This is a genomic window from Micromonospora sp. NPDC085948, assembly GCF_040686315.1.
Taxonomy (GTDB): domain Bacteria; phylum Actinomycetota; class Actinomycetes; order Mycobacteriales; family Micromonosporaceae; genus Micromonospora.
In genome coordinates this window covers 525,296-549,977 of record NZ_JBFBJW010000004.1, presented here as the reverse complement: position 1 = coordinate 549,977, position 24,682 = coordinate 525,296, and the positions used below count along the sequence as shown (strand labels likewise).

General features: G+C 71.1%; 21 protein-coding genes. 8 read left to right on the top strand and 13 right to left on the bottom strand.

Going from position 1 to position 24,682, the window contains the following annotated elements; all coding sequences use genetic code 11:
- The first annotated feature begins 19 nt into the window (after positions 1-19).
- Positions 20-895, top strand: a complete 876-nt coding sequence (locus tag AB0O48_RS15065; protein WP_357243968.1) for an alpha/beta hydrolase — start codon at positions 20-22, stop codon at positions 893-895.
- 4 nt (positions 896-899) lie between these two features.
- Here the strand turns inward: AB0O48_RS15065 and AB0O48_RS15060 are convergent, their stop codons facing one another.
- A complete protein-coding gene (locus AB0O48_RS15060) occupies positions 900-1,454 on the bottom strand; it encodes a carboxymuconolactone decarboxylase family protein (RefSeq protein WP_365065833.1) in 555 nt (184 codons plus the stop codon).
- Positions 1,455-1,539: 85 nt separating this feature from the next.
- On the opposite strand from AB0O48_RS15060, the gene AB0O48_RS15055 reads away from it, so the two are divergent.
- Positions 1,540-2,016: a MarR family winged helix-turn-helix transcriptional regulator gene (locus AB0O48_RS15055; protein WP_357243962.1), complete on the top strand. Its 477-nt coding sequence runs from the start codon at positions 1,540-1,542 to the stop codon at positions 2,014-2,016.
- 352 nt (positions 2,017-2,368) lie between these two features.
- Positions 2,369-2,599 carry a hypothetical protein gene (locus AB0O48_RS15050; RefSeq protein WP_357571725.1) on the top strand — a complete coding sequence of 77 codons (231 nt, stop codon included), beginning with the start codon at positions 2,369-2,371 and terminating at the stop codon, positions 2,597-2,599.
- On the opposite strand, the gene AB0O48_RS15045 is transcribed toward AB0O48_RS15050, so the two are convergent.
- The 7 genes from AB0O48_RS15045 to hemL form a co-directional block, all read right to left on the bottom strand.
- Positions 2,584-3,468: a hypothetical protein gene (locus tag AB0O48_RS15045; RefSeq protein WP_365065829.1), complete on the bottom strand. Its 885-nt coding sequence runs from the start codon at positions 3,466-3,468 to the stop codon at positions 2,584-2,586. The two genes, AB0O48_RS15050 and AB0O48_RS15045, sit on opposite strands and share 16 nt — an antisense overlap.
- A gap of 151 nt (positions 3,469-3,619) precedes the next feature.
- Positions 3,620-4,603 (bottom strand): c-type cytochrome biogenesis protein CcsB, encoded by a 984-nt coding sequence (gene ccsB / locus AB0O48_RS15040; protein ID WP_357243956.1) that lies wholly within the window; start codon positions 4,601-4,603, stop codon positions 3,620-3,622.
- Positions 4,603-6,246, bottom strand: a complete 1,644-nt coding sequence (locus tag AB0O48_RS15035) for a cytochrome c biogenesis protein ResB (protein ID WP_365065825.1) — start codon at positions 6,244-6,246, stop codon at positions 4,603-4,605. The genes ccsB and AB0O48_RS15035 overlap by 1 nt, the downstream gene beginning before the upstream one ends.
- Positions 6,246-7,064: a cytochrome c biogenesis protein CcdA gene (locus tag AB0O48_RS15030; protein ID WP_365065822.1), complete on the bottom strand. Its 819-nt coding sequence runs from the start codon at positions 7,062-7,064 to the stop codon at positions 6,246-6,248. The genes AB0O48_RS15035 and AB0O48_RS15030 overlap by 1 nt, the downstream gene beginning before the upstream one ends.
- A complete protein-coding gene (locus AB0O48_RS15025; protein ID WP_357243947.1) occupies positions 7,064-7,633 on the bottom strand; it encodes a TlpA disulfide reductase family protein in 570 nt (189 codons plus the stop codon). Before AB0O48_RS15025 ends, AB0O48_RS15030 begins: the two co-directional genes overlap by 1 nt.
- Entirely contained in the window at positions 7,633-8,280 is a 648-nt protein-coding gene (locus tag AB0O48_RS15020; protein ID WP_357243943.1) for a histidine phosphatase family protein, read from the bottom strand. The genes AB0O48_RS15025 and AB0O48_RS15020 overlap by 1 nt, the downstream gene beginning before the upstream one ends.
- A gap of 6 nt (positions 8,281-8,286) precedes the next feature.
- Complete coding sequence (hemL, locus tag AB0O48_RS15015) at positions 8,287-9,624, bottom strand: glutamate-1-semialdehyde 2,1-aminomutase (protein WP_357243940.1); 1,338 nt, start codon at positions 9,622-9,624, stop codon at positions 8,287-8,289.
- 188 nt (positions 9,625-9,812) lie between these two features.
- Between hemL and AB0O48_RS15010 the strand changes: the two genes are divergently transcribed.
- A complete protein-coding gene (locus AB0O48_RS15010) occupies positions 9,813-10,148 on the top strand; it encodes an STAS domain-containing protein (protein WP_007454492.1) in 336 nt (111 codons plus the stop codon).
- Between the two features lie 114 nt (positions 10,149-10,262).
- Here the strand turns inward: AB0O48_RS15010 and AB0O48_RS15005 are convergent, their stop codons facing one another.
- Together AB0O48_RS15005 and AB0O48_RS15000 are read right to left on the bottom strand one after the other, a co-directional pair.
- Complete coding sequence (locus tag AB0O48_RS15005) at positions 10,263-11,876, bottom strand: ABC transporter permease (RefSeq protein ID WP_365065818.1); 1,614 nt, start codon at positions 11,874-11,876, stop codon at positions 10,263-10,265.
- Positions 11,873-12,769, bottom strand: coding sequence for an ABC transporter ATP-binding protein (locus tag AB0O48_RS15000; protein ID WP_357571719.1), 897 nt, complete (start codon positions 12,767-12,769; stop codon positions 11,873-11,875). Before AB0O48_RS15000 ends, AB0O48_RS15005 begins: the two co-directional genes overlap by 4 nt.
- 93 nt (positions 12,770-12,862) lie before the next feature.
- On the opposite strand from AB0O48_RS15000, the gene AB0O48_RS14995 reads away from it, so the two are divergent.
- Positions 12,863-13,360 carry a MarR family transcriptional regulator gene (locus tag AB0O48_RS14995; protein WP_357243931.1) on the top strand — a complete coding sequence of 166 codons (498 nt, stop codon included), beginning with the start codon at positions 12,863-12,865 and terminating at the stop codon, positions 13,358-13,360.
- Between the two features lie 3 nt (positions 13,361-13,363).
- Here AB0O48_RS14995 and AB0O48_RS14990 read toward each other — a convergent pair whose 3' ends face one another.
- Both AB0O48_RS14990 and AB0O48_RS14985 read right to left on the bottom strand, forming a co-directional pair.
- Positions 13,364-13,918: a response regulator gene (locus AB0O48_RS14990; protein WP_357243928.1), complete on the bottom strand. Its 555-nt coding sequence runs from the start codon at positions 13,916-13,918 to the stop codon at positions 13,364-13,366.
- Positions 13,915-18,282: a HAMP domain-containing protein gene (locus tag AB0O48_RS14985; RefSeq protein ID WP_357244114.1), complete on the bottom strand. Its 4,368-nt coding sequence runs from the start codon at positions 18,280-18,282 to the stop codon at positions 13,915-13,917. The genes AB0O48_RS14990 and AB0O48_RS14985 overlap by 4 nt, the downstream gene beginning before the upstream one ends.
- 295 nt (positions 18,283-18,577) lie before the next feature.
- On the opposite strand from AB0O48_RS14985, the gene AB0O48_RS14980 reads away from it, so the two are divergent.
- Together AB0O48_RS14980 and AB0O48_RS14975 are read left to right on the top strand one after the other, a co-directional pair.
- Complete coding sequence (locus AB0O48_RS14980; protein WP_357243925.1) at positions 18,578-20,632, top strand: SpoIIE family protein phosphatase; 2,055 nt, start codon at positions 18,578-18,580, stop codon at positions 20,630-20,632.
- Between the two features lie 50 nt (positions 20,633-20,682).
- A complete protein-coding gene (locus AB0O48_RS14975; RefSeq protein ID WP_357243922.1) occupies positions 20,683-21,087 on the top strand; it encodes a hypothetical protein in 405 nt (134 codons plus the stop codon).
- 16 nt (positions 21,088-21,103) lie between these two features.
- Here the strand turns inward: AB0O48_RS14975 and AB0O48_RS14970 are convergent, their stop codons facing one another.
- A complete protein-coding gene (locus AB0O48_RS14970) occupies positions 21,104-22,462 on the bottom strand; it encodes an FAD-binding oxidoreductase (RefSeq protein WP_357571718.1) in 1,359 nt (452 codons plus the stop codon).
- Between the two features lie 96 nt (positions 22,463-22,558).
- Between AB0O48_RS14970 and AB0O48_RS14965 the strand changes: the two genes are divergently transcribed.
- Complete coding sequence (locus AB0O48_RS14965) at positions 22,559-24,655, top strand: S9 family peptidase (protein WP_357243916.1); 2,097 nt, start codon at positions 22,559-22,561, stop codon at positions 24,653-24,655.
- Positions 24,656-24,682: the final 27 nt, after the last annotated feature.

Genomic DNA, 24,682 nt, shown 5'->3' with positions numbered 1-24,682 from the left:
CCGGCGGACGGAGGCGGCGATGGGCGCGGAGCGGGTTCCGGCGGGGTTCACCGAGCAGCGGGCGCGGGTCGGCCAGATCGCCATGAACTACGTCCGGGGCGGCAGCGGCCCGCCACTGGTGTTGCTGCACGGGTACCCGCAGTGCTGGTACATGTGGCGGCACCTGCTGCCCGACCTGGGACGCTCCTTCGACGTGGTCGCACCCGACCTGCGCGGCTTCGGGGACAGCGACGCCCCGGCCGGCGGCTACGACAAGAAGACTGTCGCCGCCGACCTGCACGGCCTGCTCGACCAGCTCGGCCTGGTCGGTGACCTCCGGCTGGTCGGGCACGACCTGGGGACGATGGTGGCGTACGCGTACGCGGCCGCCCATCCGCAGCGGGTGAGTCGACTGGTGCTCAGCGAGGCGCCGATCCCCGACGAGAGCATCTACACCTTTCCCGCGCTCACCCAGGCCGGACCCGGGGTGTGGAACTTCGGCTTCTTCTCGCTCGGCAACGGGCTTCCGGAGGACCTGGTCAGCGGGCGGGAGTCGCGGTGGGTGGACCGGTTCACCGACGCGCTGATGGTGCGCAGGGGCAGCATCGCCGCGCCGGACATCGAGGAGTTCGCCGGTCACCTGCGCGACCCGGCGCATCTGCGGGCCAGCTTCGCCTACTTCCGGGCCTTCGAGCAGGACGTCGCCGACAACGCGTCGTACCGATCAACGAAGCTGACGATGCCGGTGCTGGCGGTCGGCGCGGCGGCCAGCCTCGGTGGGCAGGTCGCCGAACAGGTTCGCCGGTACGCCGACACCGTCCGCGGCGAGGTGATCGAGGACTGCGGCCACTGGCTGTACGAGGAGCGCCCGGACGAGATGCTCGCCCTGCTGCGCGACTTCCTTCCGGTGGCCTGACCGGTCAGGCCACCGGCGTCCAGGCGTGGGCGGCCAGGGGCTGGTCGAGCGGGGCGCGGGTGAGCCGGTTGGCGAATGTCGACATCGTGTACGCCCCGACGCCGAGCACCACGTCCAGCGCGTGCCGGGGCTGGTAGCCGGCGGCCAGGAAGTCGTCCAGCTCGTCATCCGGCACGGCGCCCCGGTGGTCGAGCACGGCCAGCGTGAAGCGGCGCAGCGCCTCCAGGCGCGGGTCGGGCAGCACCGAGCCGGCACGCAGCGCGGTGATCAGCTCGGGGGTCGCGCCGAGTCGGGTGAGCTTGTCGGTGTGCAGGGCAACGCAGAAATGGCATTCGTGACTGGTGGAGACCGCCAGGATGACCACCTCCCGGTCCAGCGGGGCGAGGTCGGTCTGCTCGAAGCCCGTGCTGGCGGTGAGGAAGCCGGTGAGCAACTGCGGCGAGTCGGCCATCAGCGCCACCGGGGTGGGCAGCCAGCCGAACCGGCCGCGTACTCCCTCGATGGACCGACGGGCGGCGGCGGGTGCGGTCTCAGCGGTGTGGGCGGTGAAGACGGGCATGGGTTACCTGCTTTCCAGAGCCCGGATCGGGGACCCGGTACGATAGTCAACGTGGTTGACGAAATAGTAAACGTGGTTGTCGAACATGGCAACGACTGATCCCGCGCGGCCCGGCTTCGCGCTGCCACTGTTGCTGCTGGCCGGCTTTCGGACGCTCATCGACGACCTGCACGCCGAGCTGGCCCGGGAAGGACATCCGGAGCTGCGACCGCTGCACGGATTCGTGCTCCAGGCCGTCGGCGCGGACGGCACCACAGCCACCGAGTTGGGCCAGCGGCTCGGCATCTCCAAACAGGCCGCCGGCAAGACGGTCGACCGGCTGGTCGCCGTCGGCTACCTGGAACGGGTCGACGACCCCACCGACGCCCGACGCCGGCTGGTCCGGGTGACACCGCGCGGGGCCGACGGGTTACGCCGCTCGGCCGAGATCTTCGATCGGCTGCGCGAGCGGTGGGTCGAGACCCTCGGCCCGGACCGGGTCGACGCCATGGAGGACGACCTGCTCACCGTGGCCTCGGCCAACTGGTTCCGGCTCGACGTGCCCGGCTGGTTCGGCGGCTGAACCGACGGCACGGCGATCCCACCGCGCAGAACGACAAGGCCGGCGCACAACGACCAGGCCGCGCAAAACGACAAGGCCGCGCGCGACGACAAGGCCGCGCGCCACGACAAGATCCACTCGGGTTTCATGAAGTCGGTGCCTCTGGCCCGCTGAACACCGCGACTTCACGGAAACCGAGTGGATCAACGGCCGATCCAGGCGCGCGGCACCGCGACTTCCTCGCAAGGCGAGTGGATCAACGGCCGGCTGGGCGTGCGGCACCGCGACACTGCCGACCGGGGCCGGGTCAAGCCCGGCGGACACATGTCACCGATCCTGGTGGATCGATGCGACGCCGGGGCAGGGTGGGCACATGTCGGACGCCTTCGTCTTCGGCGACCCGGACGGGTTGTCTCCCCTGCTGGTCGCGATTCGCGACGCCATCGCCCGGGAGCTGCACGCCCAACTGGCGCTGCGCGGCGAACGGATCGAGCTGGCCGACCTGCCGGAGGTGTCCTACCAGGTCACTCTGCGCGTGGACGAGACCCTGCACCGCACCCGAAATCCTCCCCAGCGATTCCGACGCTCTCAGTCGCCCGAATAGAGCCGCAACGGATCAACGAGGACGACATCGGGACGCTGACTGGCCGCGTGCCGCAGTTCGTCGGTGAACCCCGCGGCGCTCGCGAGCAGCAACCGGGTATCCCGCACGTCCAGGCTGGGACGCGCGGCGAGCAGATCACGTGCGCGGCCCAACCGTTCCAACTCGGGCCGCCCCAGCGTGCGACCCCACTTGACCTCTCCGATGGCGAGCAGCGGCCGAGCGCCGTCGCCGAATGGCGGCTCGCCGAACGCCACCAGGTCGAGTTCCTGGCTGGTACGGGTGGCGGGGTCGGTGAGGACGGCCGCGCTGGCGTCCGCAACGACACCACCGAAAGTGTCCGGCGTGGCGAAGCGCAGAGCCCACTGCCGGACGATGTCCTCGAACGCTGGCCCCAGCACCGCGCTCGAGTACCGGCGGTTGGAACGCCTCCAGACGTCCGAACCACGCCGTTGCTCCAAGGCCGTCCAGGAGGGCCGCATGACAGCCTGGTAGAAGGTGATCAGGGGTTCGGTGATGCGGTAACGGCTGCGCCCACTGCGGAGCGGATCGGGCTCGCGAAGGAGGAGACCGGCATCCTCGAGGACGGTGAGCGGATGCTGGAGGTCGGTGGCCTTCCGTCCGATGTACCCGGCGATCCCGCCTCGGGTGCCGTTGCCTTCGGCGACCGCGGACAGCACGGAATGGTAGAGAGCGGTGTCCCGCAGGTCGGGATCCTCGGCAAGCAGGTAGCGAGCCTCGCGGAACAACGGGCGGGCCGGATTCAGCACGGCGCGCACGACCCAGTCGTCGAAATCGTCTGGCCCGTCGGGCACGTCGTCCTGGACGTACTCCCGCCGGTAGGCCGGGGTTCCCCCGACGATGGCGAACACGCGGGCAGCGAGTGAAGGATCATCGATCCCCCAGAACGTCGCAGCGGCCCGATAGTCCAGCGGCGGGACGGGCAAAGCTTCACTGCCACATCCCCGCAAAATATAGAACTACGCTTCCAAGAAGTGTAGTTCTATATTTTGCCGACTGGGGTCAGTCCAGCCCGCCGTACGAGTGCAGGCCGGTGAAGAAGATGTTCACGCCGAACAGGTTCATCAGCATGGTGAGGAAGCCGAGCACCGCCAGCCAGGTGGCCACGTTGCGCTTGACGCTGGGCGTGGCACGGGCGTGCAGGTAACCGGCGTACACGACCCAGGAGATGAAGGCCCAGGTCTCCTTCGGGTCCCAGCCCCACGGCCGACCCCACGCCGCCTCGGCCCAGATGGCGCCGGCGATCACCGCGAAGGTGAAGATCGGGAAAGCGAAGGCGTGCAGCGCGAAGGTCAGCCGCTCCAGGCCCACCGCGCCGGGCAGGCGCTTGGCCAGGGTGTACGGGAAGCTCCGCTTGCCCCGCTCGTACCCGTTGCGCATCAGGTAGCCGACCGCCGGCACCACACCGAGCAGGAAGATGCCGGACGCGAAGACGATTGTCGAGACGTGGATGACGAACCAGTACGAGTTCAGCGCCGGCACCAGCGGCACGATCGGCACGTACAGCACCAGCTCGGCGGTGGCGACCAGCAGCACCATCACCAGGGTCAGGAACAGCCCGAGTTTGCGCAGCGACGGCCGCTTCCAGAGCACCACCAGCCAGGCGGCGACACCGATGAACGTCACCGTGAGCACGAACTCGTACATGTTGCCCCACGGCATCCGGTCCGCGGCGAGGCCGCGCGTGACCAGCGCCGCCAGGTGCAGCACGGCGGCTACCGCGGTGGCGCCCACCGCGACCAGGCCGGCGATTCGTGCCCGACGCGCCGAAGCGTCGGCCGACGGCGGGACCGGTGCGGGCGACTTCGGGTTGACGGTGACGCCGCCACCGACACCGACTCCCGCACCCACCAGCTCACGGACCGGAGCCGCCGCGGCGATTCGGGTACGCGCGTTGCCCAGCGCGTACTCGACGGCGTGCCCGATCATCGCGACCAGGTACGCGAAGATCGCGAAGGTCACCAGATTGTCGGAGAGTGCGGACATCACTCGGCTCCTTCTCGCACGCCGGCCCGGTCAGTGGAGTCAGCGTCAGCACCAGCCCGTTCGGCACCGCTGACGGCGGCGACGAGCTGGGTGAACTCGTCGGCGAACCCTGGGTAGTCGGTACGCGGCAACCCACCGACCTCCATCAAGCTACTACCGCTCGTCGGAGATCCTTCCGCGGGGTCGGCCGGTACCACCCGGAAGAACACGCGGCGACGTCGCCCGAACAGCGAGCCCATCAACCCGACAAGCAGAGCACCGCAGCTGAACAGCAGCGGAGTCGCGCCGGGATCGTGCCGGACGGAGAGGGTGACGTACCGCTTGGTGTCCAGGAACTCGACGGTGGAGCCGTCGTCCAACGTCCAGGTCTCGCCCTTGTGCAGCAGTTTGGTGCCGACCTCCTTGACCTTGCCGGACCGCACCTGCCGCTGGTCGAGTTGGTAGATCGAGCCGGGGATGCCGGCGTCCCGGCCGAGGTTGCCCCGGTAGGCGACCAGGTTCAGCACCGGGTTGCGCTCGTCCGGATACTGCGAGCGCACGAACGGCCCCTGCTCGGGTGCCGTGGGCAGGTAGATGCCGGTGAACGCCATCTGCTGATCCGGTGCGCGCTGCCCGGTGGCCGGGTCGACGTTCGCGTCCGGGAAGGCGGCCAGCCCCTCGCTGGTCAGACCCATGTCACCGGTGGTGAGGAACGGGTCGTCGCTGAGCTGGCTGTTGCCGAACCGGTCGGTGTAGCGGATCACCGGGGCGTACCCGTGGCCGAGCAGGTAGACGCTCGCGTCCCTCAACCGCAGCGGCGCGTTCACCGAGAAGTCCGCGCGGCGGGTCGGCTCGTCCGGGCCGTCGACGGTGACCGTGGCGTTGAAGAACTGCGGCTGGCCGGACGGCAGGAACCGGGCCTGGAAGTCGTCCAGCCGCAGGCAGAAGCGGGGCAGGTCCGCGCTGTCCACCCGAGGGCCGAGCTTGGCCTCGGCGAACTGCTGGCGGGTGTTGCAGAACGTGTTGTCCGCGCCGGCCACCAGCAGCCGGTTGCCGCTCCAGCCGTACCAGGAGCCGAGCGCGACGCCGATCAACACCGCGATCAGCGACAGGTGGAACAGCAGGTTGCCGGTCTCCTTGAGGTAGCCCTTCTCGGCGGAGACCTCGTCGCCGCGCACCTGCACCCGCCAGCGGCGCTTGCGCAGCACCTCGGCGATCGCCGTGGCGCCACCGGCCGGTGCGGGCAGCACGGTGTGCTGCGGCAGCCGCGCCATCCGCTTCGGCGCGGCCGGCGGCCGGGCCCGCAACGCCCGGACATGGTCGCGCAACCGGGGCGTGATGCACCCGATCAGGGAGGTGAACAGCAGCAGGTAGATCGCGGAGAACCAGATCGAGCCGAAGACCTCGAACGCGCCGATCCGGTCCAGTCGAGGGGCCCAGTCCGGGTGGTCGACGAAGTACTGGTTGACCTTCTCCGGGCTGATCCCGCGCTGCGGCAGCACCGAGCCGGGAATCGCGGCGACGGCGAGCAGGAAGAGCAGGATCAGCGCCGTACGCATGCTGGTGAGCTGTCGCCACGAGTTGCGCAGCAGGGCCAGCAGCCGGTTGGGCCGACGCCGTGGCGCCGGGGCCACGGTCTCCGGTCGGTCGTCGACGACCGTCATCAGATGCTCACCTCGCCCACCCCGACGGTGGTCTGCAACCAGATCACGAAGCTCTGCCATCCGCCGGTGACGAGCGCCAGGCCGATCAGGATGAGCAGGGCGCCGCCGACCCGGGTGACCCAGCGGCTGTTGCGCCGGACGGCGCGGAAGACCCCGAGCAGGCGTTCGAAGCCCAGCCCGAAGACGACGAACGGTATCCCCAACCCGAGGCAGTACGCCACAGCGAGCACCACCGCGCGGTCGCTCTGGCCGCTGGCGGTGGCCATGCCCATCACCGCGCCGAGCGTGGGGCCGGTGCAGGGCACCCAACTGAGCGCGAAGACCGCCCCGAAGACCGGTGCGCCGAGCAGCCCGGCCGACGGCAGCCGGGAGATCCGGAACTCCCGTTGCAGGGCCGGGATCATCCCGAGGTAGCTCAACCCCGCCACGATGACCAGCACGCCCACGCCGATCTGCAACTCGCGCTTGTAGTCGAAGAACACCCGGCCGATGCTGGCGAAGAGGATCGCGGTGGCCACGAAGACGACTGTGAAGCCGCCGATGAAGAGGAGTGTGCCCGCGAGTACCCGGCCCTTGACCGCGCCGACTCGCGCGACCCGCTCCTTGACCGCGACACCCCCGGTGGCCGGCGCGGGATCGGCCGCCGGCCGGCGGCCCTCCAGGTCGGCGCCGGCCAGACCGGTGACGTACGACAGGTAGCCGGGGACGAGCGGGAGCACACATGGGGACAGGAAGCTGACCAGGCCGGCGAGCGCCGCCGCGCCGATGGCGAGCAGCAGCGGACCGCTGAGGGCCAACTCCCTGAAGGTCTCGCCCATCAGCCCGACGCCGGCTTCTCGGCCGCGATCCGCTCGACGATCGGTTGCAGGCCCTCCTGCTTGACGGCGGCCCGGATCACCACGGCGATCCGACCCTCCCGGTCCAGCACCACTGTCGCCGGAACGGTGTTCGGCGGGATGTCCAGGTTGAGCGCCAGCTTGCTGCTCGGGTCGAAGAGGCTCGTAAAGGTGACCCGACCCTCCTCGAACGCCTTGGCCTTGTCCCGCTCGTCCTGCACGTTGATGCCGAGGAAGCTCACCCCGGAGCCCTTGGTGGCCTGGTAGGTCGCTTCCAGGTCGTCGGCCTCGGCTCGACACGGCGCGCACCAGGAACCCCAGAAGTTGAGCACCACCACCTGGCCGCGGGCCTGGCTGACGTCGTAACTGCCGCCGTCCAGCAGCTCACCCGCGAGCTTCGGGGGTGCCGAGCGCTGGTCCGGTGCGCACTCGAAGATCCCGTCGGTGGTGGTCGTGCAGGTCTTCTCCTGCCCCTTCGACGACGTGCAGCCGACCAGCGCCACCGCGGCGACGGCGGCGAGCAGACCGGCGGTCCACCTCCGGGCGTTCATCAGGCCCCCTTGGCCGTCCTGGCTGTCGCGGAGAGAGCGATCAGGTGCGCGGCCGGCTCGCTGTAGCCGATGCCCTCCACCTTCGCGCCGTCGAAGTGGAACGAGGTGAGGCTCGCCAGTCCGCACTGCCGCTTGCGCGGGTCGTGCCAGAGCCGCTTGCGCTCGACGTGGCGGCGCAGCGTCCAGATCGGGAGCTGGTGCGACACCAGCACCGCCTCACGCCCCTCGGCGGCGACCCGGGCGGCGTGCACGGCCGCGAACATCCGCTCGGCGATCACCCGGTACGCCTCACCCCAGGACGGGGTCACCGGGTCGCGCAGCACCCACCAGTTGCGCGGGTCGCGGAACGACCCGTCACCCGGGGACACCTTCTTGCCCTCGAACCAGTTGGCGCTCTCGATCAGCCGCTCGTCCACGCCGACGGGCAGCCCGAACTGGGCGGCGATCGGCTCGGCGGTCTGCTGGGCGCGCTCCAGCGGGCTGGCCACCACGTGCACGATCTCCCGCTCGGCCAGGCCCTGCGCGGCGGCCTTGGCCATCTGCACACCCAGCTCGGAGAGGCGGAAACCGGGCAGCCGGCCGTAGAGGATCTGGTCGGGGTTGTGCACCTCGCCGTGCCGGAGCACGTGGACCACCGTCTTGCTCAAGGTTTTTTACCCCCCGTGACCAGCCGCTGCCGCCGCGTTCGCCGCCGTGGGCAGCGCTGCGGCGATGTGCTCCAGAGCGGCGTCGTCGATCGCCGCCGACACGAACCACGACTCGAACGCGCTCGGCGGCAGGTAGACGCCGGCGGCGAGCATCGCGTGGAAGAACGCCTTGAACGCCGGCACCTGCTGGGTGCGGGCGCTGTCGTAGTCGACCACGTCGGCGTCGGTGAAGAAGATCGAGAACATGCTGCCCGCGTACGAGAGTCGGTGCGGGACCCCGGCGGTGGCCAGCGCGTCGGACGCCAGCTTGCCCACGACGGCGGCCGTGTCGTCGAGGCGGCGGTAGAGCGCGTCGTCGGCGAGTCGCAGCGTGGCCAGGCCGGCGGCGCAGGCCAGCGGGTTACCGGAGAGGGTGCCGGCCTGGTAGACCGGGCCGGCCGGCGCGAGCCGCGCCATGATGTCCGCCCGCCCGCCGAACGCCGCGGCGGGCAGGCCACCACCCATGACCTTGCCGTACGTCCACAGGTCGGCATCGGAGGCGTCGAGGCCGTGCCACCCGGCGCGGGAGACCCGGAACCCGGTCATCACCTCGTCGACCACCAGCAGGGCGCCGTGCGCGTGCGCGATCCGGGCGAGCTGCTGGTTGAAGCCGTCGCGGGGGGCGACCACGCCCATGTTGCCGGCGGCGGCCTCGGTGATCACCGCGGCGATGTGCGGACCCTCGGCGGCGAAGGCCTCCTCGACGGCCCGGATGTCGTTGTACGGCAGGACGATCGTCTCGCTGGCCGCCGCGCCGGTCACGCCGGGCGAGTCGGGCAGGCCCAGGGTGGCCACGCCGGAACCGGCGGCGGCGAGCAGCGCGTCCACGTGTCCGTGGTAGCAGCCCGCGAACTTGATGATCTTGGAGCGGCCGGTGAAGCCGCGGGCCAGCCGGATCGCCGACATGGTCGCCTCGGTGCCGGAGTTGACCAGGCGGACCTGCTCCATCGGGGTCCGGTCGACCAACTCGGTGGCCAACTCCACCTCACCCGGGGTGGGGGTGCCGAAGCTGGTGCCCCGGGCGGCGGCGGCCTGCACGGCGTCCACCACCTCGGGGTGGGCGTGCCCGAGGATCAGCGGACCCCACGAGCAGACCAGGTCGACGTAGCGGCGGCCGTCGGCGTCGTACAGCCACGGACCCTCACCACGGACCATGAAACGCGGGGTGCCGCCGACCGCCTGGAAGGCGCGCACAGGGGAGTTCACCCCGCCCGGCACGATGGCGCGGGCGCGGTCGAACAGGGCCTCGGAGGCCGGCGCATCGGCTGGGTAGCGGCCGGATCCGGCGGAAAAGATGTCGGTCACGATGCGGCCATTGTGTCAGCGCCACACCGTCAACCAGCAGCCACCCCGCGCTGGGGTTACCGGGCTCACCCTGGCCGGCGGTGGGCAGCGGCGGCAACGCGAGGTCGAGGCGACGGCTCGTGACCTCGGTGGGCGACGGCTCGCGGCCTCAACAGGCCGGGCCGGGCAGATCGCGCTAGGCTGACCGGGTGGATCGTGCCGAACTGTCCATCACGCTACACCGGACGGGCGACGAAGCAGTGCTGCGCCTGGCCGGTGAGATCGACATGCTCACGGCCGCCCAGCTCTCCACGGTGGTCAACGAGGTGCTGGCGGACCCACCCCCGCGGATCGTGCTCGATCTGGGCGGTGTCACCTTCTGCGACTCGCAGGGCCTGGGCACCCTGGTCGTGCTCAGCCGCAAGGCCAGCCACGCGCAGAGCCTGCTGATGCTGACCCACGTGGGCGATTTCCTGATCCGCGTCCTGGACATCACCGGCCTCCGCAGCGCCCTGATGATCCGCAACGACCAACCCACCGGCTAACCCCGGTCCCCGGTCCCGGCCTCCCATCCGCCCCCCCGTTGATCATGGGGTTATAGCGCCGACACGCCGGGAGGCGGACGGCAATAACCTCATGATCGACGAGGTCAAGGGGGGTCAGGGGGTGGGGATGTCTCTTGTGCGGAAGGTCAGCAGGGCTGCCGTCAGCAGGGCCGCCGCTACCGCCGTCAGGACGACCAGCGGGGTTGCCGGCCAGTCCTCGCCGAGGACCTGGGGGGTGTGGGTGAACGGGGAGATGTCCAGCGCCCACTGGTCCAGCCCCACCACCGCACCGAGCTGACCGAGCAGCAGACAGCCGGCGAGCACCGCCCAGGCACCCGCGGACAGGCGGGGCAGCCAACCGACCAGCAGCGCCGCCAGCCCGGACAGCACCCAGGCCGCGGGCACCTGGGCCAGCCCGGCACCGAGCAACCGCGGCAGCTCGCCACCGACGTCGGAGGTGCTGATCCCGTAGGCCAGCCCGGTGGCGAGCCCGGCGACGCCCAGCACCACCGCGGGGCCGAGCAGCGCGAAGACCAGGTGCGCCGCCAGCCAGCGGGTCCGGCTCACCGGCGTCGCGAGCAGCGGTTCGGCCCGTCCGGCGGTCTCCTCCGCCCGGACCCGCAGCGCGGCCTGGATGCCGTACCCGGCGGCGGCCAGCGCGGTCAGGCTCAACGTCCCACCGAGGTACGCCTCGGCGAGCGCCGACGTGCCACCCAGCCGGGACAGGATCTCGGCCACCTGCTGGTTGCCCCGCACCGCCTCCCCGGCGGCATCCGCCGCCCCGCCGAGCACCAGGCCGAGCAGCCCGAAGCCGACGGTCCAGCCGAACAGTTGGGTCCGGTGCAGCCGCCAGGCCAACCCGAGCGGGCCAGCCAGGCCGGCACCGGCGGTGGCGGGACCGAGCCGGGAGGGAAACACTCCCGCACCGAGATCACGGCGGACCGAGACGGGGTACGCGACGAGCGCGACCACCACGCTGAACAGCACCGGTAGCAGCAGCACCCACCATCGCTCGTCGGCGTAGGCGCGGCTGCGTGCCGACCAGCCCAGCGGCGAGAGCCAGCTCAGCCACTCGGTGTCCCCACCGGCGCCGCCGGACCCCCCGGCGTCGCCAGCCAGCCGCAGCACGAAGGCCAACCCGAGCGCACCCAGGCCGAGCCCACGCGCCCCACCCGCGCCCTCGGTGAGCTGCGCGGCCAACCCGCCGACCGTCGCGAAGGCCACTCCGGTGAGCGCCACGCCACCGCCGAAGAGCACCGAACCCGCGCCGGGCAGGCCGGCCGCGACCAGGCCGCCGGCGGCGAGCAGGCCGAGCAGCACATTCGCGGCGTACGTCACCAGCAGCGCGGCGGTCAGGCCGGCGTACCGACCCAGCACTGTCGCACCGAGCAGCTCCCGCCGACCGGCCTCCTCCTCGGTCCGGGTGTGCCGGACCACGGTGAGCACGCTGATCAGCCCGGCGATCAACGCCAGCAGGCCGGCGCGCTGGACGGTGAGCGCGCCGATGCTGTCGCCGTACACCGGGCCGAGCAGCGCGACGATCGAGGGGTTGCTCGCCGTTCCGGCGAGGTACGCGGCCCGCTCGGCGGCGGTTGGGTACAGCTCGGCGTACGCGCTGGCGTAGCTGGCCGGGAGCAGCGCCAACGGCAGGATCCAGACCGGCAGCAACACCCGGTCCCGGCGCAGGATGAGGCGCACGAGATGCCGGGTCCCGGTGAGGGCCGTCATGACCGCACCTGCTCGGCCTGGTAGTGGCGCAGGAACAGCTCCTCGAGTGTCGGCGGCTGGCTGACCAGACTCCGTACGCCGATCTCGGTGAGCCGGCGCAGCGCGGTGTCCAGTGCGGCGTTCTCCACGTCGAAGCGCACCCGGTGCCCGTCCACCCGCAGGTCGTGGACGCCGTCGAGTTGACCCAGCGCGTCCGCCGGGCCGGTCAGCTCGGCGTCGATCGAGGTGCGGCGCAGGTGGCGCAGCTCGGTCAGGGTGCCGGTCTCCACGTCCCGGCCGTTGCGGATGATCGTCACCCGGTCGCAGAGCGCCTCCACCTCGGCCAGGATGTGGCTGGAGAGCAGCACGGTGCGACCGTCCGCCTTGGCCCGGCGGACCCAGTGTTGGAACACCTCCTCCATCAGTGGGTCCAGCCCGGAGGTCGGCTCGTCCAGGATGAGCAGTTCGGCGTCCGAGGCGAGGGCTGCCACCAGGCCGACCTTCTGCCGGTTGCCCTTGGAGTAGGCCCGTCCCTTCTTGCGTGGGTCCAGCTCGAAGGAGTCCAGCAGTTCGGCCCGGCGGGCCGGGTCCAGCCCTCCACGCATCCGGCCCAGCAGGTCGATGACCTCGCCGCCGGAGAGGTTGGGCCAGAGCGTCACGTCGCCCGGCACGTACGCCAGCCGGCGGTGCAGGGCCACCGCGTCGCGCCACGGGTCACCGCCGAGCAGGCGGACAGCCCCCGCGTCCGTCCGCAGCAGGCCGAGCAGTGCCCGGATGGTTGTCGACTTGCCCGCGCCGTTCGGGCCAAGGAAGCCGTGCACCTCGCCGGAGCGGACGGTCAGGTCCAGACCGTCGAGTGCCCGGGTCCGGCCGAAGGTCTTGACCAAGCCGGACACCGCAATGGGAGTTTCCATGTATCGGAAGCTACACTCGTTTCACAAAGTTGTGAAGACTGTGAGATCTGGGCAGCATCGACTGTCACATCGGCAATGCGGGAGGGGACCACCATGGCAACCGGCGACGGCCACGACCCGGTCCACCTCTTCGTCGAGCGGATGGCCCTGACCTTCGCCGAGGTCGGTTTCCCGCGAATGGCAGCCCGGGTGCTGTTCACCGTGATGAGCGCGGACGACCCCCTCACCGCCGCCGAGATCGGCGAGCGGCTCGGGGTCAGCGCGGCGGCGGTCAGCGGCGCGGTCCGCTACCTCACCCAGTTCGGCATGCTGATCCGCGAGCCGGTCCCCCGGTCCCGCCGGGACCGCTACCGAATGCCAGACGACCCCTGGTACGAGGCGACCATCACCAAGACCGCGATCTACAAGACGTTCATCGACGCGGCCGCGGGCGGTGTCGTCGCCCTCGGCGGCCCGGAGACGCCGGCCGGCGAGCGCGTGGCCGAGATGCGCGACTTCTTCATCTTCGTTCAGGAGGAAATCGACTCACTGGGCGAGCGGTGGCGAATCCGGCGGGCCGCCACCGGCCACACCCGCCCCGGCGAGGTCTGAACCTCAGGCGGTGTTGCCCCAGCGGGCCTGCTCAAGCATGCGTACCGCCCGGTCGCGGGCCTCCCCGTCGTCGGAGCGGAGCAGCGTGGTCGCCTCGTCGACCGCGTCGGTGAGCCGCCGCCACTGCGTGTCGCGCTCCCGGACCAGGTCCGACTGGGTGGCCAACTGCCGGGTCTTCACCCACAGCTCGACGAAGACCGACACCTTGGCCCGCAGCACCCACGGGTCGAACGGCTTGGTCAGGTAGTCCACCGCACCCACCTGGTAGCCCCGGAGAGCGAGCTGGGCGTCCCGGTCCGCGGCGGTCAGGAAGATGATCGGCACGTGCCGGGTCCGCTCCCGGCGCTTGATGTGGCTCGCCGTCTCGAACCCGTCCATGTCCGGCATCTGCGCGTCCAGCAGGATCACCGCGAAGTCGTCCACCAGGAGCTGCTTGAGCGCCGCCTCGCCGCTCTCCACCGCCACGGACTGGACCGGCAGCCCCTGGAGGATCGCCTCCAGGGCCGTCAGATTCTGCCGCCGGTCGTCCACGAGCAGCGCCTTGGCGATCTGGGTCACGAAGTCTCCTCGGTCCGACTGCCGTTGATCCACGACGACATCAACTCGATCAGGTCATCCAGGTCGACCGGCTTGGTGATGTAGTCGCTGCCGCCGGCCGCGAGCGCCGACTCCCGGTCACCCGGCATGGCCTTCGCGGTCAGGAACACCACCGGCAGATCAGCGAACCGATGGTTGCGGCGAATCTGGCGGGTGGTCTCGTAGCCGTCCTGGTCCGGCATCATGGCGTCCATCAGCACGATGTCCACCTCCGGATGCTCGGCCAACAGGCGGACACCGTCCGCCCCGTTGTCCGAGTACAGCACGGTCATCCCGTGCAGCTCCAATGCGCTGGTCAAGGCGAAGACGTTGCGGACGTCGTCGTCCACGATCAGCACCGTGGCACCGTCCAGCTGACGGGTGACCGGCGCCTCCGGCCGCTCCGGCAACAACTCCAGCGGCGGCATCAGCAGCGACGACGGCAGGCCGGCGCGCTGTGGCGACGGTAGCTGGGGCGCGACCACGGCATCCGGGGCCAACACCTGCGGTACGAACAGGGTGAAGGTCGAGCCCTGACCGGGAGCGGACGACACGGTGATCGTGCCGCCGATCAACCGAGCCAGGTCGCGGCTGATCGACAGGCCCAGGCCGGTGCCGCCGTAGCGGCGACTGGTCGTGCCGTCGGCCTGCTGGAACGCCTCGAAGATGATCGACAACTTGTCGTCGGAGATACCGATCCCGGTGTCGATCACGGTGAACGCGATCACCTGCTGAGCGTTCGTCAACGCCGGTACGTCAAAGACCGCGTTCTCCGCCGCCGGGGCGATCCGCAACGTCACCGCGCCGTTGTCGGTGAACTTCACCGCGTTGGAGAGCAGGTTGCGCAGGATCTGCTGCAACCGCTGCGCATCGGTCACCAGCGCTGGCGGCAGATCCTTGCTCACCCGTACCTGGAAGTCCAGGTTCTTCTCCTCGGCCTGCGGCGCGAACGCCTGCTCGACGTAGCCGCGCAGCTCGGCGAAGCGGATCTCGGTCGGCTCGACGTCCATCCGGCCCGCCTCGATCTTGGACAGGTCGAGGATGTCGTCGATCAGGCGCAGCAGGTCCGAGCCGGAGCCGTGGATGGTCCGGGCGAACTCGATCTGCTTCGGACTGAGGTTCTGCTCCGAGTTCTCCGCCAGCAGGCGAGCCAGCAGCAGCAGCGAGTTCAGCGGCGTACGCAGCTCGTGGCTCATGTTGGCCAGGAACTCGGACTTGTAGGCCGAGGCCCGAGTCAACTGCTGCGCCTTCTCCTCCAGGCCCAGCCGCGCCAGCTCGATCTCCCGGTTCTTCGTCTCGATGTTGCCCTTCTGCTCGGAGAGCAGAGTCGCCTTCTCCTCCAACTCGGCGTTGGTGCGCTGCAACTCCGCCGACTGCTCCTGCATCTCGTGCGCCAGCCGCTGCGACTGGGCCAGCAGCTCCTCCGTACGACGGTTGGCCTGGATGGTGTTGACCGCGATGCCGATGGTCAGCACCAGCCGCTCCAGGAACGCGAGGTGCAGACCGGAGAAGGCCGACACGCTCGCGAACTCGATCACGCCGAGCAGCTCACCCTCGAACAGCACGGGGAGCACCACCAGGTCGGACGGAGGTGTCTCGGCCAGCCCGGACCGCAGGGTGAGCCGGCTGTTCGGAGAGGCGCTGACCCGGATCGTGCGGCGGGACAGCGCGGTCTGCCCGACCAGCCCCTCGCCCGGCCCGAAGGTGACGTCGTTGCCCCGTGCCACGTACCCGTACGACGAGGTCAGCCGCAGCCGCATGCTGCCGTCGGTGTCGTCGGCCAGGAAGAAGGCACCGAGCTGGGCGTCGACGAGCGGGGTCACCTCCATCATGATCATGCGGCAGACCTCGCCGAGATCGCGCTGGCCCTGCAACAGGCCGCCGATCCGCGCCAGGTTGGAGTCCAACCAGCCCTGCTCGGCGTTCTTCTTGGTCGTCTCCCGGAGGGTGACGATCATCTGGTTGATGTTGTCCTTCAGCTCGGCGACCTCGCCCTGCGCCTTGACGGCGATCCGCTGGGTCAGGTCGCCCCGGGTCACCGAGGTGGACACCTGGGCGATGGCCCGCAGCTGCGTGGTCAGCGTCGAGGCGAGCTGGTTGACGTTCTCGGTCAGGTCGCGCCAGGTGCCGGACACGCCCTTCACCTGCGCCTGGCCGCCGAGCTTGCCCTCGATGCCGACCTCGCGGGCCACCCGGGTCACCTCGTCGGCGAACGACGAGAGCTGGTCCACCATCGTGTTGACAGTCGACTTCAGCTCCAGGATCTCGCCCTGGGCGTCCACCGTGATCTTCTGGCTCAGGTCACCCTTCGCCACCGCCGTGGTCACCGAGGCGATGTTGCGGACCTGGCTGGTCAGGTTCGACGCCATCGAGTTGACGTTGTCGGTCAGGTCGCGCCACGTACCGCTGACGCCCTTGACCTGGGCCTGGCCGCCCAACTTGCCTTCCGTGCCCACCTCGCGGGCCACCCGCGTCACCTCGTCGGCGAACGACGAGAGCTGATCCACCATCGTGTTGACAGTCGACTTCAGCTCCAGGATCTCGCCCCGGGCGTCCACCGTGATCTTCTGCGACAGGTCGCCCTTCGCCACCGCCGTGGAGACCTGGGCGATGTTGCGGACCTGGGCGGTCAGGTTCGACGCCATCGAGTTCACGTTGTCGGTCAGGTCCCGCCAGGTGCCGGCGACCCCGCGCACCTGGGCCTGGCCGCCGAGCTTGCCCTCGGTGCCCACCTCACGGGCCACCCGCGTCACCTCGTCGGCGAACGACGAGAGCTGATCCACCATCGTGTTGACAGTCGACTTCAGCTCCAGGATCTCGCCCCGGGCGTCCACCGTGATCTTCTGCGACAGGTCACCCTTCGCCACCGCCGTCGTCACCGAGGCGATGTTGCGGACCTGGCTGGTCAGGTTCGACGCCATCGAGTTCACGTTGTCGGTCAGGTCGCGCCACGTACCGCTGACGCCCTTGACCTGGGCCTGACCACCCAGGTTGCCCTCGGTGCCCACCTCGCGGGCCACCCGCGTCACCTCGTCGGCGAACGACGACAACTGGTCCACCATCGTGTTGACGGTGTTCTTCAGCTCCAGGATCTCGCCCTGGGCGTCGACGGTGATCTTCTGCGACAGGTCGCCCTTCGCCACGGCGGTGGAGACCTGGGAGATGTTCCGGACCTGGCTGGTCAGGTTGCCGGCCAACTGGTTGACGTTCTCGGTGAGGTCGCGCCAGGTGCCGGAGACCCCGCGCACCTGCGCCTGGCCGCCCAGCTTGCCCTCGATGCCCACCTCACGGGCCACCCGCGTCACCTCGTCGGCGAACGACGACAACTGGTCCACCATCGTGTTGACGGTGTCCTTCAGCTCCAGGATCTCGCCCTGCGCCGCGACCGTGATCTTCTGCGACAGGTCACCGCGCGCCACCGCCGTGGAGACCTGCGCGATGTTGCGGACCTGGGCGGTCAGGTTCGACGCCATCGAGTTGACGCTGTCGGTCAGGTCCTTCCAGGTGCCGGCCACGTTCGGCACCTCGGCCTGGCCGCCCAACTTGCCCTCGGTGCCCACCTCGCGGGCCACCCGGGTCACCTGCTCGGCGAAGAGCCGCAGCGTGTCGGTGAGGTAGTTCATCGTGGCGGCCAACTCGGCGACCTCACCGCGCGCGCCCACCGTGATCTTCTGCGACAGGTCGCCCTTGGCCACCGCCGTCGCCACCTGCGAGATCGACCGCACCTGGCCGGTGAGGTTCGACGCCATGGTGTTCACCGAGTCGGTGAGGTCCTTCCAGGTGCCGGCGACGCCCCGAACGTCGGCCTGACCACCCAGCTTGCCCTCGGTGCCCACCTCACGGGCCACCCGGGTCACCTCGTTCGAGAACGAGGACAACTGGTCGACCATCGTGTTCACGGTGCGCCCGATGCGCAGGTACTCACCGCGCAACGGCCGGCCGTCGATCTCCAACGCCATGTGCTGGGACAGGTCGCCGTCCGCGACCGCCACGATGACCCGGGCGATCTCGGTGGTCGGTCGGCCCAGGTCGTCGATCAGCGAGTTGATGGCCCGCTGCCCCTCCGCCCAGGAGCCGTCCAGCCCCTCGTCGTCGAGCCGCTCGGTGAGCCGGCCGTCGCGACCGACGATCCGGCTGATCCGCCGCAGGTCCAGGTACTGCCGCTCCTGGAGCGAGACCACCTCGTTGAAGGCGTCCGCCACCTCACCGGCCGCGCCGGCGCGGCGGGGAAGCCGCACCTTCAGGTCGCCCCGACCGATCCGTCGCAGTGCCTCGGTCAACTCACCGAGGAGCGCCTCGTGGTCGGGCGCGGACGGATCCGCCACCGACTGCTTCGCCGTGGTCATCATTCCTCGCTCCACTCGGGGGCTGCCGGTCCGTACGGACACACCGGCACCCCATATTGTGCCCGCGCGCGCCGTGGTGCCAGGGTGCGCGACCCGCCAGGTGGCCCCGACCGCCGCCCGATCCGCCCGATCGGGGCGAGACTGGCCCGTGGCTTCGCAGACCTCGCAGAGCGGCTCAACAAGCCGCACCGGGGCGCGGCATGGGCAATCAGCTCTCCCCTCCGATGGGGGGACGGGCGACGCGCGACTGAAGATCGGCTTGGCACCCGACGGGGGAACGGTGGAGGATACGAGGGTGTCAGCCGAGGCGGGGCCCGCGACGGCCGGGGCCCGGGGCGGGGCGACCCGGCGCGTGCGCCTGCCCGCCGACCGCCGTACGCCGGCCGCCGCCCGCGCCGTGGTCCGCTCCGTGTTGACCGAGTCACACCTGGACGAACTGGTCAACGAGGCCCTGCTGCTCACCACCGAGCTGACCACGAACGCCGTCGAGCACGCCCGCACCGAGTTGGACATCGAGGTCGTCGCCGACCAGGTCGGGCTGACCGTCACCGTCTCCGACTTCGCCCCCGGCTCCGGCGACGAGCTGACCGTCGGCGCCCGCAACGACTTCACGGAGATCGACGAGGTCTCCGAACGGGGCCGAGGTCTGCTCCTGGTCGACCACTTCGCCAGCCGCTGGGGCACCACGTACCTGCCCACCGGCAAGGGTGTCTGGTTCCGGCTGGACCGCCCCGGCGCCGACCCGCAGACCGAGGGCACCACCGGTGGCGACCCCTGGGTGAGCACCGACAAATCCGCGCCGAGCGCCAGCGCGATGAGCGAACTCATGCAAACCGCCCCCGACCTGTACGCGGACGATCCGCTGCCCGACTTCGCCACCAGCCTGCTCAGCCGGGTCGCCGAGATGGTGGGAGCGGCCGGCGGCACGATCCGCCTGGACCGGGGCGACGGGCAGGGGCGCCAGGTGTTGGCCCGCTTCGGTCGGCCACCCCGCCCCGGCAGCGAACTGCTCCGGGTGCCGCTGACGGTGCACCGCCCGTACGCCGGGGAGCTGGAGTTGGACGCCGCGCCGTCGGCGTACGCCCGGCCGTTGGCGGTGCTCACCGCCGAGCGGCTGTCGCTGCACCTGGAGAACGACCGGCTGCGCCGGGCCGACGTTCGACGGCAGGTGTGGTTGACGTTCCTGGCCGAGGCGAGTGAGCTGCTCGCCCAGTCGTTGGACGTGGACCTGACCATGGCCCTGGTTCCGCAGCTGGTGGTTCCCCGGCTCGGCCAGTGGTGCGCGGTGCACACCGCCGACGAGTGGGGCCGGCTCCGGCTCGCGGCGGCCAGCCACGCCGACGAGTCGATGCTGCCGCAACTGCACAAGGTGCTGGCCGAGACCGGGCCGGATTCCATCCAGGCCCGCCTGCGTGAGGCGTCCCGCAGCGCGGCGCAGATTCCCCTCGGCGGGCCGATGGAGGGTTTCGCGGTCCCGCTGATCGCGCGGGGGCAGCGGCTCGGGACCCTGGCGGTGGGCCGGCACCAGCGGCACCGGCACGATCCGGACGAGGTGGCCGTGTTGGAGGACGTGGCCCGGCGGGCCGCGCTGGCCATCGAGAACGCCCGGATCCACGCCGAACGTCGCCGGGTGGCGCAGACGCTCCAGCAGTCGCTGCTGCCGCCGGTGCTGCCGCTCGTGGACGGGATCGGCTTCGCCGCCGAGTACGTGCCCACCGGCGACGACGCCGAGGTGGGAGGCGACTTCTACGACGTGGTACCGCTGCCCGACGGACGGTGGCTGGTGGTGATCGGTGACGTCTCGGGCAAGGGCGTCCAAGCCGCCGCGGTGACCGGGCTGGTCCGGGACGTGATCCGGGTGCTGGTGGGCGACGGCAAGCCGTTACCGGAGGCGTTGGCGCGGCTCAACGAGACGCTCGTCGAGCGGGGTGGCGGACGATACTGCACGTTGGCGCTGGCGGCCGTGGGGCCGGGCCAGGGCGGCCAGTTGGACGTGTCGCTGCATCTGGCCGGGCACGACCAGCCGGTGCTGCTGGCCGCCACGGGTGGCGCGGGGTTCGTCGGCACCAGCGGGACCGCGCTCGGCCTGCTCGACACGATCACCTCGCCGACGGCGAAGATCACGCTCGCGCCGGGTGACTCACTGATCTTCTACACCGATGGCGTCACCGAACGACGGCGCGGCCGGGAACTGTTCGGCACCGACCGACTGCGGGACGCGGCTGCGCCCCTGGCCGGATACTCGGCGGACGTGGTGGCCGCCCGGCTGCGCTCCGCCGCGATCAACTTCTCGGTGGAGCCGCCCCGGGACGACATCGCCATCCTGGTGCTCCGCAACGACGCGACCTGACCGGCACGTGCGGCCCACGATTCCGGGGCACGCTCGGTAGATTGACGGCCATGTCGAGTGTCGCGCAGGACATGTCGTACTCCCGGCCAACGGTCCGCGCCCTGATCGGCGCGCAACTGGTGGCCATCGGCGCGTTCCTCGCCGTGCTGCTGCTCTACCTGGGTCGGATGGCAGCCTCCGGCGTCGGCCCGGCCGAGATGCTGAGCGGCGCGTACGACCCGAAGGACATGCTGTCCTACTGGGTCCACGGCGTGCTGGCGATGCTCTACCTGGTGGGAGCGGTGGTCGGGCCGCCGCTGGCGATCGTCGCGGTGATCAGGGCAGTCCGAGAGCGGGAGAGTCTCCCCCGGGTAACCCGAACGCTGCTGCTGGCCGGCGCGGCGGGCACCCTGCTGGTGCTGGTGGTCCGGCTTACCCCGCCGCTGCTGGACATGCACAGCTGGTGGATGGACTGACCGGCCCGGGCGGGTCTCACAGACCGCCGGGGAGGCGCCCAGGGGCGAGCCGGTGGTCCGGATCGAGGTGCTCCTTGGCGGCGCGCAGTTGGGCCAGACCGGCCAACTCGCCCCAGAGGTCGACGGCCTGGCGGACCGCCGCCGGAGCGGAGACCACCACACAGCGGCCCTGCCGGGCCAGCAGCACCCCCCGGACGGCGGCCAGGATGGACGCCACCCGGTCGGGGGCCAACGCTCCGGGCAGTGCCGCGTGCACCACGCCCAGCCCGGCGGACCCGCGCACCGGCACCGGCGCGCCGGCCGCGTCGCGGAGCGCGTAGACGGCGGCGTGCAGGTCGCCGATCGGCACCTCCAGGCGCAGCGCCGTGTCGCCGGGCGCGAACGGGTAGCGACGCCACCACGTCGGCGCGGAGTGGGCGATCGTCGCCTCCCCGTGCAGCAGGCTGACCAGCCGCTCGGCGCGCTCGGTGACGTCGGCCGGCCCGCCCTCCAGCAGCACCACCAGGCTGCCCGCCCGGGACGGGACATCGGACCGCCCGGACATCGACGGATGGCGCTCCCGAGCCGCCGCGGACGGGTGGCCGGGCGGGTACGGCGTACGTGGTCGGGGGGTGGCTCCCGGCAGGTCCAGCTCGACGGCCGCCGGCTCCAGTCGGGCGGCGAGGATCGTCCGGATCAGCTCGTGCACCTCCAGCGGCGTCCACACCGGCCGCGACACCCAGAGCCGGCTCGCCGGCATCGGCTGCACCCGCAGACTCGCCGAGACCAGCACACCGAGCGCGCCCTGCGAGCCGCAGAGCAGCCGGGCCAGGTCGAGGCCCGGCTCGCCGCCACCGGCGCTGACCAACTCGCCGTCGGCGGAGAGGTAACGGAGACCGAGCAGTTGGTCGCAGGGGCTGCCGTGGCGGTGGCGCAGCGGACCGGCCTCACCGGCGGCGAGCACCCCGCCGAGGGTCGCGCCCGGTGACGGGGCGTCCATCGCCAGCCGCTGCCCGGTGCGCTCCAGCGTGGACTGCACCGCCCGCAGCGGGGTGCCGGCACCCACCTCGGCCACCGGCGCGCCAACCGGCTCGTGACCGATGCCGGCCAGCCGGCCGGTGTCGAGCATGATGTCGACCTGCACGGGCGTGGCACCCCAGTCGATCTTCGTGCCGGCTCCCCGGGGCACCACCGCCAGGTCGTGCGCGGCAGCCAACCGCAGCACCTCGGCGGCGGCGTGCGGGCCGCCCGGCACCGCCACCCAGCGCGCCCGCCGCCCCGCCACCTCGTCGGCCGCACCCCCGAGCCGGGAGAACGGCGGACCGCAGATCGCCGCCAGTCGTCGGGTGATCTCGAGAGCGCCGGACCGGCCGAGGGAACTCGCTGCTGCCGCCATGCCGGCTATCGTACATGTGTTCGAAAGCCGGAGTGATGCCGATCGGGATGCCGCTGGTTCGGCTCACCGCGGGCGCCGACCGGTAACGTGGCCGCCGTGACCACCGAGACTGCCCCGCCCGCGGCGAAGCGGGTGCCCAGCGAGCGCAGGCACCACGGCGACACCGTCGTCGACGAGTACGCCTGGCTCGCCGCCAAGGACGACCCGGAGACGATCGCCTACCTGACCGCCGAGAACGAGTACACCGACGCGCGCACGGCGCACCTGGCCGCGCTCCGCGAGGCACTGTTCGAGGAGACCCGCCGACGCACCAGGGAAACCGACCTGTCCGTGCCGACCCGCAAGGGCGGGCACTGGTACTACACCCGGACCGTCGAGGGACAGCAGTACGGGGTGCAGTGCCGGCGCGCGGTCCGCGACGGCGAGATCGAGCCTCCGGTCAGCACCGACGGTGCCCCGCTCGACGGCGAGGAGGTGCTGCTCGACGGCAACCTGCTCGCCGAGGGGCACGACTTCTTCTCGCTGGGCGCGTTCGACGTCAGCCCGGACGGTCGCTGGTTGGCCTACTCCACCGACTTCTCCGGCGACGAGCGGTTCACCCTGCGCGTGAAGGACCTGTCCAGCGGCGAGGTGCTGCCCGACGAGGTACCGGACACGTTCTACGGCACCGCCTGGTCGGCCGACGCGTCGGTGCTGTTCTACGTGACGGTGGACGACGCCTGGCGGCCCAACCGGGTCTGGCGGCACACCGTCGGATCCGCAGCCGGGGACGACGTGGTGGTCCACCAGGAGGACGACGAGCGGTTCTGGGTGGGTGTGGAGCTGACCCGGTCGGAGAAGTTCATCCTGATCGACATCCACAGCAAGGTGACGAGCGAAGTCCTGGTGATCCCCGCCGGCAACCCGACCGGCGCGCCGGCCGTCATCGCTCCCCGCCGGCAGGGCGTCGAGTACGCGGTGGAGCACCACGGCCACCGTTTCCTGATCCTGCACAACGACGGCGCGGAGGACTTCGCGCTGGCGTTCACCTCGGCGGACGCGCCGGGCGACTGGGTGCCGGTGATCGAACACACCCCCGGCACCCGGCTGGAGGCCGTGGACGCCTTCGCCAACCACCTGGTCGTGTCACTGCGCACCGACGGGCTCACCGGCCTGCGGGTGCTGCCGGTGGGCAGCGACGACTCGTACGACATCGACTTCCCCGAGCCGCTGTACAGCGTCGGTCTCGACGCCAACCCGGAGTACCGCACCGGACAGGTCCGCCTGCGCTACTCCTCGCTTGTCACGCCCGACTCCGTGTACGACTACGACCTGGTCACCAGGCAGATGGTGCTGCGCAAGCAGAAGCCGGTGCTGCCCGGCCCGGACGGACGGCCGTACGACCCGGCCGAGTACGAGCAGCACCGGGACTGGGCACTCGCCGACGACGGCACCCGAGTGCCGATCTCGCTGGTCTGCCGGGTCGGCACCCCCCGGGACGGCTCGGCACCCTGTGAGCTGTACGGCTACGGCTCGTACGAGGCCAGCATGGACCCGTGGTTCTCGGTGGCCCGGCTGTCGCTCTTGGACCGGGGCGTGGTCTTCGCGGTGGCGCACACCCGGGGCGGCGGCGAGATGGGCCGACGCTGGTACGACCAGGGCAAGCTGCTGGCCAAGAAGAACACCTTCACCGACTTCGTCGCCTGCGCCCGGCACCTGGTCAAGTCCGGCTGGACGGCCAGCGACCGGCTGGTCGCCCGCGGAGCCTCGGCCGGCGGCCTGTTGATGGGCGCGGTGGCCAACCTGGCACCTGACGCGTTCACCGGCATCGTCGCGCAGGTGCCGTTCGTGGACGCGCTCACGTCGATCCTCGACCCGTCGCTGCCGTTGACCGTCACCGAATGGGAGGAGTGGGGCAACCCGCTTGAGGACCCCGAGGTGTACGCGTACATGAAGTCCTACACGCCGTACGAGAACGTCACCGCGGTGGACTACCCGGCGATCCTCGCGGTGACCAGCCTCAACGACACCCGGGTGCTCTACTCGGAGCCGGCGAAGTGGATCGCCCGGCTGCGGGCGGTCGCCCCGGACGGCGACTACCTCCTCAAGACCGAGATGGGTGCCGGGCACGGCGGTCCGAGCGGCCGCTACGACTCCTGGCGCGAGGAGGCGTTCATCAACGCCTGGATCCTGGACCGCATCGGTCGCGCCTGACCCGCCGATCACACCGGTGCGGCCCGG